We start from the raw sequence: 14,695 nt of genomic DNA on the forward strand, positions 1-14,695 counted from the left end.
GGCCATCGCTCACTCTCCCACTCGTACGCAGGCGGCGCTGCGGTCCTCGCCCGCGGCCCGCAGCCGCTGGTCCTCGTGTGTGCACCGGGGGAGCGCGACCGGGCAGCGCGGGTGGAACGCGCACCCGGCGGGCAGCGCCGCCGGGTCGGGCGGGTCGCCCGGCAGCCCGCGCGGCGCGCGCCGGGACGCCGGGTCCCCGACGCGGGGGAACGCCGCGGAGAGCGCCCTGCCGTACGGGTGCGCCGCCGCCCCGTGCACCGCGCGAGCGGGGCCCTCCTCGACGACGCGCCCCGCGTACATCACGGCGAGCCGGTCGCAGGTCCGCGCGAGGACCGCCAGGTCGTGGCTGATCATCAGCAGCCCGATGCCCTGTTCGGCGACGAGTGAGCCGATCAGCCGCAGCACCTGTGCCTGGATCATCACGTCGAGCGCGGTCGTCGGCTCGTCCGCGACCACCAGCCGGGGCTCGCAGGCCAGCGCCATCGCGATCATCACGCGCTGGCGCTGCCCGCCGGACAGCTCGTGCGGATGGGCGCTCGCGCGGGCCGCGGGCAGCCCCACCTGTTCGAGCAGCTCGCCCGCGCGCCGCCTGGCCGCCGCGGGCGTCGCCCTGCCGTGCACGAGCAGCGGCTCCGCGACCTGGTCGCCGACGCGGTGCACCGCGTTGAGCGCGTGCATCGCGCCCTGGAAGACGATCGACGCGCCCGCCCACCGCACCGCGCGCAGCCGCCCCCACCGCATGGCGAGCACGTCCTCGCCGTCCAGCAGGACCCGGCCGGTGACCCGCGCGGCGGGCGGCAGCAGCCGCAGCAGCGCGAGCGCGAGCGTCGACTTGCCGCACCCCGACTCGCCCGCGAGGCCCAGCGTGCCGCCCGCGGGCAGCGCCAGGTCGACGCCGCGCACGGCGGGCACGGCCGCGTCGCCCGTCCCGTAGGTCACCCGCAGGTCCTCGACGCGCAGCAGTTCGGGCGCGCCCTGCGCCCGCCGCGCCGCGGTCATCCGCCCGCTCCGAGGCGGGGGTCGAGCACGGCCTCCACCGCGCGCCCGCACAGCGTGAACGCCAGCGCCACCAGCGCGACGGCGATGCCGGGGGGCGCGAGGTACCACCAGTCGCCGGAGGACACGGCGCCCGCCTCCCGCGCGTCCTGGAGCATTCCGCCCCAGGAGACGACGGTCGGGTCGCCAAGGCCGAGGAACGCGAGCGTGGCCTCCGTGAGGATCGCGGTGGAGATGCCGAGCGTGGTCTGCGCGAGCACCAGCGGCAGCACGTTCGGCAGGACGTGGCGCACCATCACGTGCCGGTGCCCGCCGCCCAGCGCCCTGGCCCGCTCGACGTACGGGCGCGACTCGACGGCCCTGGTCTGCGCCCGCACCAGCCGGGCCGTCGTCGGCCAGCTCGTCACGCCGATCGCGAGGACCACCGTCCACAGCGACCGCGACATCACCGTCGCGAGGACGATCGCGAGGACCAGCGTCGGCATCACGAGGAACCAGTCGGTGATCCGCATGGCGACCGTGGAGAGCGCGCCGCCGAAGTGCCCGGCCACGACGCCCACCAGCGTGCCGATCGCCACCGAGAGCGCCGCGGCGAGCAGCCCCACCGCCAGCGACACCCGCGCGCCCCACACCAGCAGCCCGAGCAGCGACCGTCCGAACTGGTCGGTGCCGAGCGGGTGGTCCTGGCTCGGCGCGGCGAGCGGCGCGCCCGTGGCCGCCGTTACGCTGCGCACGCCGTCCCCGACGAGCAGCGGCGCGGCCACCGCCGCGAGCGCGATCACCACCAGGGCGGCGAGGCCCACGAGGCCCGCGCGGTGCGAGCGGTAGCCGCGCCAGAAGCGGGCGGCTGCCGCCCGCCGCCGCTGCCACGCGGGCGACCCGGCGTACCGGGCCCTGCGCGGCGGCAGCCCGGCGGGCCCCTGCTGGTGCGTATCGGCGAGAGTCATCGGCCCACCCGGGGGTCGAGAAGCGGACAGAGCAGGTCGGCGACGAGGTTCATCAGGATCATGGCTCCCGCGAACACCACGAACAGGCCCTGCACGAGCGGCAGGTCGGGCACGCTCAGGGCCTGGTAGAACAGTTGGCCGAGGCCGGGCCAGGAGAACACGGTCTCCGTCAGGATCGAACCCGCGGCGACGAAGCCCAGGTTGATGAAGACCATGGTCACCGTGGGCAGCAGCGCGTTGGGCACCGCGTGCCTGCGCCGTACGGCCGCGTCCCGCAGCCCCTTGGCGCGCGCCGTCGTCAGATAGTCGCCGCCCATTTCGTCGAGCAGCGACGAGCGGGTCACCAGCAGCGTCTGGGCGTACCCCACGGCGACCAGCGTCAGCACGGGCAGCACCATGTGGTGCGCGACGTCCAGGACGTGGGCGAGGCCCGCCGTGTCGCCGGACGACATGCCGCCGGTCGGGAACAGCCCGGGCACAGGACCGAGCCCCACCCCGAACACGATCACCAGCAGCAGCCCGAGCCAGAACGACGGCACCGACCAGAGCGTCAGTGCGACACCGGTGCCGACCCGGTCGGCGCGCCCGCCGCTGCGCCAGGCGGCGCGGGTGCCGAGCCACAGCCCGAGCGCCGAGTACAGCACCACGGCCGTGCCGGTGAGCAGCAGCGTCGCGGGCAGCTTCGCCGCGATGAGCTCGCCGACCGGGGCGTGGAACTGGTACGAGGTGCCCAGGTCGCCCCGGAGCGCGTCGGCGCAGTAGCCGGTGAACTGCCGCCACAGCGGCTGGTCGAGCCCGAACTGCCTGCGCAGCGTCTCCTGCTGCGCCGCGCTCATCGGGGCGCCGTGCGTCATCGCCCTGACGGGGTCCCTGGACAGCACGCGGAAGAGGAAGAAGCTGGTGACGAGGACGGCGAGCAGCGAGACCGCCGCGCCCGCCGCCTTTCCCGCCCCGTAGCGCGCGTAGCCGAGCGCGGCGCCGCGGTGTCCTGGCACGGCCTCCCGCGCGTGCGGCGGGTCTGCGCCGGGCACGGGCGGTGAGCTGGTCGCAGTGGTCATCCGCTACTCCCGGTCGTAGGCGGTCGCCCGGCGGCGCAGCGCGTACAGCACGGCGAGGCCGGCGGCCAGCGCCGCGGCGCCCGTGAGCCCCAGCAGGGTGCCGGTGGCGGGCAGGCCGGCGCCCGCGGCCCCCGCGTGCACGGCGCCCGCCGCGGGCACCGCCGACCACCAGCTCCAGTAGCCGTCCTGGCCCCAGAGGTTGCCGCCCGACGACGGCATCGACTCGATCGAGGCGATCTGGTCGGTGCGGTACGCCTCCATCGCGTCGGGGTACGCGAGCACGTTCATGTAGCCGGTGTCGTAGAGCCGCGACTCCATCCGCTTCACCAGCGCGGCGCGCTTCGCCGGGTCGTACTCGGCCGCCTGGCGCGCGTAGAGCCGGTCGTACGTCCTGTCGCAGATGAAGTCGTCGGTGGCGCCGCTCGCGTGCGGGGTCGCGGGCAGCGCGCCGCAGGTGTGGATGGAGAGCACGTAGTCCGGGTCGGGGCTGACGGACCAGCCGTCGAAGGCGAGGTCGTAGTTCCCGGCGAGCCAGGGGTCGCCGACGTTGTCGAGGCACTCGACGTCGAGCCCGATGCCCAGCTTCGCCCACCACTCCTTGAGGTACTGGCTGACGGCCTTGTCGTTGGGGTCGGTGGCGTGGCACAGGATGCGGAACTCCAGCGGCCTGCCGTCCTTGCCGAGCCGCCGCCCCTGCCGGTCGGTGCGGTACCCGGCCCGCGTCAGCTCCGCCCGCGCGGCCGCCGGGTCGTAGGGGACGCGCTGCTGCGCGGACGGCCGCCAGAAGTACGCGCCGAAGCGCGGTGGCAGATAGCCGCGGCCGACGGCCGCGTGGCCCTGGAAGACGGTCCTGACGAGGCGGCCGGTGTCGACGGACTCGAACAGCGCCCTGCGCACGGCAGGGTCGAGCAGCGCCGGGTTGCCGTCGCCCATCCTGCGGCCGTCCGCCGCGCGGGCGCCCGGGTTGGTGGCGAGGGCGTAGAAGCGGTTGCCCGGCGCGTCGTTGACCTTGATGTCGCGGGCGTGCGCGAGGGCGGAGGTCTGCGCGGGCGTCAGACCGGAGACGAACGACACCTCGCCCTTGCGCAGCGCGGCGACCGCGGCGTCGCCGTCCTTGTAGTACTTCAGGTCCAGCTCGTCGAACCTGGGGGCGCCACGCCAGAACGACGGGTTGGGCCGCAGTTTCACGTACTGGTCGACCTTGTAGGCGGTGACGACGAAGGGGCCGTTGCCGACGATCGGGAAGTGCGTGTCGTTGTTGAAGGCCGAGAAGTCCTTGACCTTCTTCCAGACGTGCTCGGGCACGATCGGCACGTCGAGGGCGGCCATGTTCGACTGCGGCTTCTTCAGCCGGATGACCAGGGTGGCCGGGTCGGGCGCGGTGACCTTCGCGAAATGGGCGGTGAAGCTGCCGTTCGCGGTGGCGGCCGCCGGGTCGGTCATCATCTTTTGGAACGTCCAGGCCGCGTCGCGCGCCGTCGCCTGCACCCCGTCCGACCAGGTCGAGTTCCGCCGGATCGTGTACGTCCAGGTGAGCTTGTCCGGGGAGGCGTGCCAGGCGGTGGCGAAACCGGGGATCGCGTGGCCGTCGCGCGGGTCGTAGTTCGTCAGGTACTCGTACGCCAGGCGGTGGATGGTGCTGGAGACGAGCGACTGGGCGAGGAACGGGCTGAGCGAGTCCACGCTCTGCCGGACCGCGACCGTCAGCACTCTGCGGCCACCGTCGCCGCCGGGGTGCGCCTGCCGGGCCGCCGCCGAGGGGGTGCCGTACGGGATGAGGCAGGCGGTCACCAGGCCCACGGCGGCCAGCGCGGCCGTCGGCACGCGGGGCGCGCGGCGCCGCGGCCGTGCGCGGTGCGGGGGAGCTGGTGGGGCCATGGCCGGTGACCTCGCGTCATCACTCGCTCGGTACGGGGAGCAGACCACCGGAACGACGTGTTCCGCTTCTGGTGGTGAGCCGAGGTGTACCAGCGGGCTGACGCCGGGTCAACGACCGGTGACGCGGCGCCGCGTCACCGGGCGGCCGGGCTCGTACGGACGTTCGACCGGGGGCCCGCGCCTCGAACAGGGTGCGGACCCCCGGCTCCCGCCGTGCGGGGCGTATCTGCGCTGCCCCCGGGCCGCTAACGCGGCGGCTGCTGCGGCCGGCCGGGCGGCGGCGCCGCGCCCTCCTGCTCCGCCTCGCCCTGCGGCTGCGGCTGCTGCGGGGGCGGCGGGCCCCAGGCCGGCGGTTGGCCGGGCTGCGCCTGCGGGGCGGGCGGCTGCTGGGGCGGGTAGCCGTACACCTGGCCGTAGGGTGCGCCGTACGGCGAGACCTGCCCCGGGCCCTGCGGCGGGACGGCGCCCGGCTGGGCGTAGGGCTGCTGCTGGCCCGGGATCGGCGGGGCCACCTGCGGCGGCGGGTTGTTGCCCTCGGCGCCCGTCCACAGCCCCTGCTGCTGCTGTGCCCGCACGAAGTCCTCGGCGACCAGCGCGGACAGGTTGAAGTACGCCTCGCGCGTCTTCGGCCGCATCATGTCGAGGTCCAGCTCGGCACCGGCGGCCAGGTGCTCGTCGAACGGCACGACGACCACGCCCCTGCAGCGCGTCTCGAAGTGCTGCACGATGTCCTCGACCTTGATCATCTTGCCGGTCTCGCGCACCCCTGAGATCACTGTGAGGGAGCGCTGCACCAGGTCCGCGTACCCGTGCGCGGAGAGCCAGTCGAGCGTCGTGGAGGCGCTGCTCGCGCCGTCCACGGACGGCGTGGAGATGATGATCAGCTGGTCGGCGAGGTCCAGCACGCCGCGCATCGCGCTGTACAGCAGGCCCGTACCCGAGTCGGTGAGGATGATCGGGTACTGCTTGCCGAGGACGTCGATCGCCCTGCGGTAGTCCTCGTCGTTGAACGTGGTGGAGACCGCGGGGTCCACGTCGTTCGCGATGATCTCAAGACCGGACGGCGCCTGCGAGGTGAAGCGCCTGATGTCCATGTAGCTGTTGAGGTACGGGATCGCCTGTACCAGGTCGCGGATGGTCGCGCCCGTCTCGCGCCGCACCCGGCGGCCGAGCGTGCCCGCGTCCGGGTTGGCGTCGATCGCGAGGATCTTGTCCTGCCGCTCCGTGGCGAGCGTGGCGCCGAGCGCGGTGGTGGTGGTGGTCTTGCCCACACCGCCCTTGAGGCTGATGACGGCGATCCGGTAGCAGGAGAGGACGGGCGTCCTGATGAGTTCGAGCTTGTGCATCCGGTCGGCCTCGGCCGCCCTGCCGCCGAGCTTGAACCGCCCGCCCGACGGGTTCCGGTTGCTCTTGGGCTTCTGCTTGGTGTTGCGCAGCAGCCGGTCGGACGAGAGCTCCACGGCCGCCGTGTAGCCGAGCGGCGCGCCGGGCACCGAGCGCTCGCGGTGGTCGTGCGCCACCGGCGAGGGCCAGGCCGTCCCGGCCCGCGGGTCGACGGGCGGCCCCGGCTGCTGGGGCAGCGGCTGCGCCGCCGGCTGCTGGGGACCTGGGGCCTGCGGGGGTGCGGCGGGTCCTGGCTGCGCCTGCGGCGGTACGGGCGCGGCGGGCGCACCCGGCTGTCCCGGCTGCCCCGGCTGGGGGAAGCCGTAGCTGCCCGCCTGCGGGAAGCCGTACCCGCCAGGCTGCTGCTGGGCGGCGGCCGGGTAGCCGTAGCCGCCGTCCGCTCCAGGACCCCATGAGCCGGGCGCCGCCGGCGCGGCGGGCGGGGGTACCGGCGGCTGCGCCGGGCCCTGCGGCTGCGCCGGCCACTGCGGCGGCGCGGCGGGCGCGGCCGGCGCGGCCGGCTGGTAGGCGGGCGGCAGCGGCGGCAGCCCGCCGGGCTGCCCGGCGCCGGGCGCGGGCGGCGGGGTCCACGGCGCGGCGGCGGGCGGGGCGGTGTCCGCGGCGGCCGGGGCGACGGGGATCTCCCCCGAGTCCCTGGCGGGTGCGGGCGCGGGCGCGGGTGCGGGCGCGGGTGCGGGCGCGGGCGCCGGCTCGGCGGGGGCGTCGCCGCCTCCCGGCTCCGCGCCGTGCGCGTCGTTCCGGGCCTCCGGGGCCTGCGGGCCTTCCGCGTCGTCCGCGGGGACAGCGTGTCCGCCGCTGGCGGCGTCGGCGGACTCCGCCGCCCCGTCCCCGGCGCCCTCGGCGGGCCCAGGCGCCGTCTCGGGCTCCGCGGCGGAGGCGGCCGCCCCCGCGCCGCCGTCCGTTGGGACGCCCGACGCGGGGGTCCCGCCCGCGGCGGGCGGTGCCGACGGCGCGGGTGCGGCGGGTGCCGCGGGCGCGGGTGGCGCGGAAGGTGCCGCGGGGGCAGCAGGCGCGGCGGGCGCCGCGGGGGCCTGAGGCGCGGGTTCCGGCTGCGCGGGGCCCTGCGCGGGCGCCGCCGACCAGTCGGCGGGCAGCGGCGCGGGAGCGCCGGGCTCGTACCCCGCGGGCAGGCCGGGCACCGAGACCGGCGCACCGGTCGGCGGCGGGGGAGTGACACCGCCTGCGGCCGTGCCCCGCTCGGCCGCCGCGCCGCCCGACGCGTCCCCCGAGGCGCTCTGCGTGTACCAGGCGGGCGGGGTGTAGTCGATGGTGAACTCACCCGTCAGCTCGGGCTCCGCGTCGGACTGATCGTCCGCGGGCGGCACGCTCCAGCCGCCGCGGAACTCGTCCCGATCGCCGTTCACTTTGCCTCCTGGTGTGGTCGAGCACCCTTGTGCCGTCATGGGTGGGGGCGACGGATGTCCTGCCCGATGTCCGGTTCGCCCGGCTCTCCCCCGGTGACGCGACCGGCCTGCCCGCAGGATCCTGCCGCGCTTCACCCACCCTAATCATCGCGCGCGCCCGAGTGGCAGGGCAGACCTCCCGCAGGACGCCTACCCGTTACGTCACGGTGTGCGTTCAACTGGGCGCCGCGGGGCCCTCGATGGATACGGATGGGGCGCAAATCCGGATATCCGCCGACTCGGCCGGCGCTCCGCCGGGCCGCCCGGCGGCCGCGGCGCGCCGTACGGCCCGGGACGGCTCCACAAAAACGGCACATGCCGCCCGCCCTCCAGCCGGGGAGGGACGCCCTCAGTCCATCCGGCGCGCCGAGCCCAGCAGCCCCGTCTCCGCGTCCGTCGCCTGCGTCATCACGAACTGCCGGTCCCGCCCGGTGCACCAGAGCGTGACCCCGTCGGCCAGCGTCGTCAGCGCCGCCGTCTCCGCCTGCGGCAGCCCCATGATCCGGCCGATCTGCGCGCTCTCGTCCGGCGACACCCGCTGCACCCCGACAAGGCCGGACTTCCGCATCAGCCCGGGCGCCACGGGGCTCAGATAGGGCAGCAGCGTCACGACGGACTGCCAGGGCCCCGACACCACGCGCCCGCGCGGCGGCCGCATCCCGCAGTCCCGCACCACCACGACAGGGCTGCCGGCCGACGCGCCCTGCGGCGGCACCCGCCCCACGTCGTGCAGCGAGACGCACGGCTGCCCGCCGCCCGCAGCCTGCGCCAGCGCCGACCACGCCTGGGTGCGCCCGGTCTCCACCGCGACCCGCGCCCCGGTGGCCGCCGCCCGCAGGGCGAGGACCTGCGCGGTCCACAGCCCGCCGATCAGCGTCACGTCGTACGCGGTGGCCCGGTTGATGCCGAGCACTGCGGGCCTGCCGTTCGCGTCGACGCCGATGACCACCCCGTCGTCCCCCACGGGCAGGGCGAGCGACTCCAGTTGGTCGAGCGTGAGCACGTGGCGCTCCCTGCGCGGCCCGATCAGGCCGAAGCCGATGCGCGGCCTGCCGCCCTGCGCCTGCCGCGCGGGCCGCCGGGCGCGGCCCGGCCCTCGTCTGCCGCCGGCGGGCCCCGCGTACGCGCCGGGGATCTGGGCCCGCGGCACGGGCTGCGCCTGGTCCCGCGGCGCCGGGGGCGGCAGCGGCATGCCGAGCACGGGCTGCTGCGGCGGGCCCGCTGCGGAACCCGGCTGCGCGGGCGGTACGGATGCGGACATCAGCGCGTACCTCCCAGCGGCAGCGTGGCCAGCACGCCCGGCACCTGCTCCCGGTCGAGCCGCACGAGCGAGGTGCGCACCCCGCGCGCGACGCGCTCCAACTCATGGCGCGACGCGACCAGTTCCTCGTCGCTGCGGCCGGTCACGCGGACGTGCCCGGTGACCGTGACGCCCTGCCGCTCGCCCCGGCCCACGCACAGACTGAACGTCGTCGCCAGCGCGGGCACCGACGTCAGCAGCGCCACCAGATTCGGCATCGACGCGGCCCCGCTTCCGAGTTCGGGCCAGCGCGCCACCCAGTACGTGGTGTGCCTGCGGTCGTCGCACCGCCAGGTCCGCGACGTCTCCCTGGTGCGCCGCGGCTGCGCGCCCGCGCGGCCCGCCTGCGCGAGCGCCAGCGGGCTCGCGCAGGTCGAGACCGCGATCGCGCCGGTGAGCTCCTGCTCGCTGAGCACCGTCGCGCTGAACCCCGCGCCCGCCAGCCTGCTCGCGAGCTGGTCGGCCGCCCGTACCACGCACTTCTGTGCGCCTTCGAGACCCCCGCCGCGCGCGGCCACCGCCTCGGGACACAGCTCCGGGTCGAGCTTCAGCGCCACCCAGGTGATCCGCAGGGCGGGCGAGCCCGTCTGCGCCTGGAGCGGCCCGTAGTTGCGCGCCGCCATGGACTGCTGCGGCAGGTGCGGCGCGGGAGCGGGCTGCGTGTGCTGCACGATCTGCGCCGACTCCAGCCGTATCCCGTCGAAGTCGAGCACCTCGCGCAGCAGCGCGACCGGCAGCGGGCGCACCCCGCGCCCCGCGCGCAGCGCCGTGCCGTCCGACTCGACCCGTACCACCGCCGTCAGGAACGTCCCGTCGCCGACCATGCCGACGGGCCGCCGGTCGCGCGCGCCGTACGCGTACGTGCGCAGCGCGGGATCGCACTCGACCGCGGGCGCGAGGCCCGGCTCCGTGCCCCCGGGCACCGCGAATGAGGCCGCCCTGCGGGTACGCGCGCGCAGCGCGAGGGCCGTGCCCAGCCACTCGGGCAGCGAGCGGCGGTGCCTGCGCACCACCGCGAGCAGCACGAGCAGCGCGGCGACCACCCCGGCGGGCACCAGCATCAGGGGGTCGATCACCCAGCCCACCAGCAGTACCGCGGCCGCCAGTTCGCACAGGACGACCTGGCGCATCCGCAGCGGCCCGAGACGGCCCGGCCTCGCCGCGGCGGGCGCGGGGGCCTGCGCCCGCCGCGGCGCCGCAGCGACGGGCGGCGACTGCGTTGCGGAAGCCATGTGGTGTAACCCCCCGAATTGTCCCGATCGGCCTGCCCGGCCAGGTCATTGACGGCCGGCTCACCCTACCGGGCCGGGACAGCGGGCAGCGCGGGGGCCGCGGGACGGCCGCGGGCACGCCTACGGCGACTGGGTAGTATCGGGCCCGGTCCGGCACCGGGCGGCGCGGGGGCAACGGCGCGCCGAGGGCCCGCAGCGGCGGCCGCACCCGTGACTTCGTTGACCGATGGGGACTCATGGCATCACGGCGGGACGAGCTCAACGCGTACACGTTCGCGAAGAGGCGCACGGTGGCGTCCTTCCTCCAACCCTCGCAGACGGGCACCGAAGAGGGCGCGCCCCGGCCGCTGCGCGCCGTCGTGCCGAGCCTCGTCGTCGGGGCGCTCGTGCTCGCCGGGTTCGGCGCGCTCGGCCTGTTCAAGCCCACCGCGCCCAAGGACTGGGACAAGCCGGGCGCGAACGTCGTCGTCGGCAAGGAGTCCACCACCCGGTACGTCGTGCTGGCCACCGGCACGGGCAAGGAAAGGCAGACGCTGCTGCACCCCGTGCTCAACCTGGCGTCGGCGCGGCTGCTGCTCGACCCCGACCAGTTCTCCGTCGTCCAGGTCGACGACAAGGTCCTCGACGCGGGCAAGCCGCCGCGCGGCGCGATCCTCGGCATCCCGTACGCCCCCGACCGGCTGCCGAGCGCCGCAGACGCGGGCACACCGAAGCGGTGGGCGGTGTGCGAGCAGCCGGGCGGCGGCAGCGGCGGCAGTGTGCAGAAGGCCGCGTTCGTCCTCGCCCGGCGGGACTTCCAGCGCACCGAGGGGCCCGGCAGGCTCACCGGCGGGCAGAGCCTGTACGTGCGCGGGCAGGACGGCGCCCGTTACCTCGTCGGCGCAGACGGCACCAAGTACCTCGTCGCGGGCGAGCCCGACGACCACCTCAGCATCTCTCTCGTCGGCGCGGGCCGCACACCCCAGCCCGTCACCGACGACTGGCTCGCCACCCTGCACACCGGGACACCCGTCGACTTCCCCCACCTCCCCGGCACGGTCGGCGCGCCCGCGGGCGTGGGCGGCGGCCTCACCCCGCGGCAGGACCGCGTCGGCATGGTTCTCAGCGCCCAGACCGGCGCGGGCCCCCAGCAGTACGTCGTCCTGCCCGGCAGGGTCGAGCCCGTCAGTGACTTCACCGCCTGGCTGCTGATCAACTCCCCGCAGACCGACATGCTCGACATGAGCGGCCGCGCCACCACCGTCGACGCCCAGTCCTTCACCCCGCGCACCGGGTTCTTCGGCGGGGGCAACCACTGGCCGGGCCGGCGGGCCCGGCAGGTCAACGCCGTCCAGGGCGCGGGCGCGCGCGACACGGTGTGCAGCGTCCTGCGCTCCACCGGCGCGGGCGGCAGCACCACCCTGTCCGCCTGGGCGGGCCCCTCCTACCCCGCGCAGATCACCGAGGGGGACGGCACCAGCACCTACGTCACCCCCGGCAGCGGCCTCCTCTACAACGAGACCCAGGGCGACCGGTCCGAGGCCGGCGGCTCCCTGTTCCTCGTCACCGACACCGGACTGCGGTACGCGGTGCAGAGCAACGGCGACAGCGACGCCAGGCGCTCGGACATCGGCGCCGGCGACGACCGGCGGACCGAGGACGGCAGGCCCCAGCCCAGCCAGGCCCAGATACGCCTCGGCTACGCGAAGGTCACCCCGGCATCCGTGCCCATCGCCTGGTCGTCCTTCCTTTCGAAGGGGCCGCGCCTCGACACCAACGGCGCACGCCAGCCGCAGGGTTCGTGAGGGGGACACGGGGGATGACGCACCGGGACACCACCGCACGCGCACACGCGGGCCGCCCCGGCCGCCCGCCCGCGGCGCCGCACACCGGCCGGACCCGTGCGCCGCTCGCCCGCACCGGGTCGGCGGGCCCGCGGGGCGCGGCGCCGCCCGTCGGCGCGGTGCGCAGGGCGCCGCTCGCCCGCGGCGCGCTCCTCGCCGCGGCCGCCGCGCTCACCGCACTCGCCGCCCTGCCGGCGGGCCCCGCGGCCGCCGCACCCGCCACGGCCCTGCCGGCCGCGGGCCCCGCGGCCGGCGCCGCACCCGGCCTCGACGGCAGCGGCGAGTGCACCTTCCCGATGAAGAAGCAGACCCCGGGCACCCCCTGGCCGCTCCAGCGCGTCCTGTTCGACGAGCTCTGGAAGCACACCAAGGGCAAGGGCGTGCGCGTCGCGGTCATCGACACCGGGGTCGACACCGCCAACCCGCAGCTCAAGGGGGCCGTCGACACCGCGGCGGGCAAGGACTACCTCGGCAGGACCCACGGCACCACCGACACCGTCGGCCACGGCACCAAGGTCGCCGGCATCATCGCGGCGCGCCCCCGCGCGGGCACCGGCTTCGTCGGCATCGCGCCCGAGGCGACGATCATCCCGATCCGGCAGAACGACGAGAAGAACAGCGGCAAGTCGGACACCATGGCCGAGGCGATCGAGTACGCGGTCGGCCGGCACGCCGACGTCATCAACATCTCCCAGGACACCGCTGAACCCCTCGGCCCGCAGTCCGACCTGGCCAAGGCCGTGCGCTACGCGCTCGCCCACCAGGTCGTCGTGGTGGCCTCCGCGGGCAACGACGGCACCGACGGCAGGACGCGCGACACCTACCCTGCGGCCTTCCCCGGCGTCCTCGCCGTCGCCGCGTCCGACCGCGACAACGAGCGCGCCGCCTTCTCCCAGGCGGGCGCCTTCGTCGGTGTCGCGGCGCCCGGCGTCGACATCGTCTCCACCGTCCCTGGCGGAGGCCAGTGCCTCGACAACGGCACCAGCTTCTCCGCGCCCTACGTCGCCGGGGTCGCCGCCCTGCTGCGCGCGGAGCACCCCGGGTGGACGGCGCGCGAGGTCGTCGCGCAGATCGAGCAGACCGCGGAGCGCAGCGTCAACGGCCACGACGACTTCGTCGGCTGGGGCGTCGTCGACCCGGTCGCCGCCGTCTCCGGCGACAACCCCCCGCTCCAGTCCCCGAGTCCGGACCCGGGGCCGCCCAAGGCGCCCGCGCCGCAGGCCGCGCCCCTCACCCTCGGCGAGAGCCCGCAGGAGCGCACCCGCCGCTACGCCACCTACACCGTGGGCGTCGCCGCCGTCCTCGTCGCCGTCGTCGGCGGCACCGCGGTCGTCCTGCGCGACAGCCGCAGAAAGGCCGCCGCCCGCACGGGACGCGGCTGACGGACCGCTGCCGGGCGGCCGGCTTCCCGGTTGGAAGGGCAGGGCCGAATGACTAAAGTTGCCGTGGCTCCACGTGCGTGTGGACCGGCAGAACGGGGGCGGCACCGAGCACTTCCCGCCCGTAGTGGCAGTCAGACCAGGGAGAAGAGGGGCAGGATGTCGCAAGCCGGCAAAGACCTGAACGTAACAGCGGACGACCAGACCGACCTGGCCAACCGCATCCAGAACTTCCACGAGGAGCTCCAGCGCCGCATCACCTCGCTCAACAGCGTGGTCGACCGCATCCAGGCGGGCTGGGCCGGCGCAGCGAGCAAGGCGTACGACGCCGCGCAGAAGGACCTCAACATCCGCCTGCGCACGATGCGCAGCGACCTCGTCGAGCTCGAACAGATCATGCGGATGAGCGCCGACGGCTTCACCAACGAGGAGCAGGAGCGCATCAGGACGTTCCGGCAGATGGACGACACACCGGCGGGGCAGAGCGCCATCCTCGACATGGCCTGAGCCGCGCCGAGCCCGGCGCGTGCGGCCCGAAGGCCCCGCGCCCCCCGTCAGGACCATCACCCTGCCGCGCTGCACGGCATCGAGGAGCGAGACATGACCACAGCAGTCAACTACGACACGGTCACCACGGCCGCGAGCGACGTCCGCCGCACGGCCGGCGAGCTGACCGGCGAACTCACCGACCTGATGGCCCGGGTGAAGCGGGTCGCCGAGCACTGGGACGGCCAGGCGAAGGACGCCTACCACGAGCGGCAGGCCGACCTGACCTCCCAGATGGACGGCATGAACCAGGACCTGGCCCGCATCGCGGCCCTCCTGGACGAGGCCGTCGTCGGCTACCAGGACACGGACCGCGGCAACGCCGCACGCTTCCGCATGTCCATGGGCTGATCCGCACAGGGAGAAGCACCCGGAGAGAAGCACCCGGAGCACACGGAAGGGGGGCCCGCCGCGCGGCGGGCCCCCCTTCCGTGTGCTCCCGAGCGTGTCAGGCGTCCGCAGGCGGCTGGTGCGCGTCCAGGTCGAACTCCCCGTCCCGCGCGCCGAGTACGAACGCGTCCCACTCCGCCTTGGTGTAGCGCAGCACCGTCGCGTGGTCCTTCGAGGACCGCATCGCCACGGCCCCCTCCGGCAGGTACGCGATCTCGACGCGCTCCTCGTCGTCCTCCGTGCCGGGCGCCCCGAGCCACTCGACCCCGGAGATGTCCAGGGCGTAGAGCTCCTCCTTGACGCGCTGCTTGTCCACTGCGTCGGCCATCCGCGCATTCC

12 protein-coding genes are annotated in these 14,695 nt (G+C 75.6%); 4 read left to right on the forward strand and 8 right to left on the reverse strand.

Annotated features, from left to right (window positions below; translation table 11 throughout):
* Window positions 1-9: 9 nt before the first annotated feature.
* From AB0910_RS08065 to eccE, 7 genes are all read right to left on the reverse strand, one after another.
* Complete coding sequence (locus AB0910_RS08065) at window positions 10-999, reverse strand: ABC transporter ATP-binding protein (RefSeq protein ID WP_366743668.1); 990 nt, start codon at window positions 997-999, stop codon at window positions 10-12.
* Window positions 996-1,943 (reverse strand): ABC transporter permease, encoded by a 948-nt coding sequence (locus AB0910_RS08070; RefSeq protein ID WP_366743669.1) that lies wholly within the window; start codon window positions 1,941-1,943, stop codon window positions 996-998. The genes AB0910_RS08065 and AB0910_RS08070 overlap by 4 nt, the downstream gene beginning before the upstream one ends.
* Window positions 1,940-3,001 (reverse strand): ABC transporter permease, encoded by a 1,062-nt coding sequence (locus AB0910_RS08075; RefSeq protein WP_366743670.1) that lies wholly within the window; start codon window positions 2,999-3,001, stop codon window positions 1,940-1,942. The genes AB0910_RS08070 and AB0910_RS08075 overlap by 4 nt, the downstream gene beginning before the upstream one ends.
* Before the next feature lie 3 nt (window positions 3,002-3,004).
* Entirely contained in the window at window positions 3,005-4,879 is a 1,875-nt protein-coding gene (locus AB0910_RS08080) for an ABC transporter substrate-binding protein (protein ID WP_366743671.1), read from the reverse strand.
* A gap of 245 nt (window positions 4,880-5,124) precedes the next feature.
* Window positions 5,125-7,647, reverse strand: a complete 2,523-nt coding sequence (locus AB0910_RS08085; RefSeq protein ID WP_366743672.1) for an SCO5717 family growth-regulating ATPase — start codon at window positions 7,645-7,647, stop codon at window positions 5,125-5,127.
* Window positions 7,648-8,035: 388 nt separating this feature from the next.
* Window positions 8,036-8,878, reverse strand: coding sequence for a hypothetical protein (locus tag AB0910_RS08090; protein ID WP_366743709.1), 843 nt, complete (start codon window positions 8,876-8,878; stop codon window positions 8,036-8,038).
* Between the two features lie 68 nt (window positions 8,879-8,946).
* Window positions 8,947-10,218 (reverse strand): type VII secretion protein EccE, encoded by a 1,272-nt coding sequence (eccE, locus tag AB0910_RS08095; RefSeq protein ID WP_366743673.1) that lies wholly within the window; start codon window positions 10,216-10,218, stop codon window positions 8,947-8,949.
* A gap of 236 nt (window positions 10,219-10,454) precedes the next feature.
* Here eccE and eccB point away from each other — a divergent pair, with 236 nt between their 5' ends.
* From eccB to AB0910_RS08115, 4 genes are all read left to right on the forward strand, one after another.
* On the forward strand, window positions 10,455-12,002 hold the full coding sequence (gene eccB / locus AB0910_RS08100; protein WP_366743674.1) for a type VII secretion protein EccB: 1,548 nt from the start codon (window positions 10,455-10,457) through the stop codon (window positions 12,000-12,002).
* A 14-nt stretch (window positions 12,003-12,016) separates the two neighbouring features.
* The gene (gene mycP / locus AB0910_RS08105) at window positions 12,017-13,423 is read left to right on the forward strand and encodes a type VII secretion-associated serine protease mycosin (RefSeq protein WP_366743675.1); all 1,407 of its coding nucleotides are present in this window, start codon (window positions 12,017-12,019) and stop codon (window positions 13,421-13,423) included.
* A gap of 156 nt (window positions 13,424-13,579) precedes the next feature.
* The gene (locus AB0910_RS08110; protein WP_366743676.1) at window positions 13,580-13,927 is read left to right on the forward strand and encodes a WXG100 family type VII secretion target; all 348 of its coding nucleotides are present in this window, start codon (window positions 13,580-13,582) and stop codon (window positions 13,925-13,927) included.
* A gap of 93 nt (window positions 13,928-14,020) precedes the next feature.
* The gene (locus tag AB0910_RS08115) at window positions 14,021-14,317 is read left to right on the forward strand and encodes a WXG100 family type VII secretion target (RefSeq protein ID WP_366743677.1); all 297 of its coding nucleotides are present in this window, start codon (window positions 14,021-14,023) and stop codon (window positions 14,315-14,317) included.
* A 97-nt stretch (window positions 14,318-14,414) separates the two neighbouring features.
* Here the strand turns inward: AB0910_RS08115 and AB0910_RS08120 are convergent, their stop codons facing one another.
* Entirely contained in the window at window positions 14,415-14,684 is a 270-nt protein-coding gene (locus AB0910_RS08120) for a DUF397 domain-containing protein (RefSeq protein WP_366743678.1), read from the reverse strand.
* Window positions 14,685-14,695: the final 11 nt, after the last annotated feature.

Source organism: Streptomyces sp. NPDC047002 (genome assembly GCF_040704505.1).
Classification (GTDB): Bacteria; Actinomycetota; Actinomycetes; order Streptomycetales; family Streptomycetaceae; genus Streptomyces.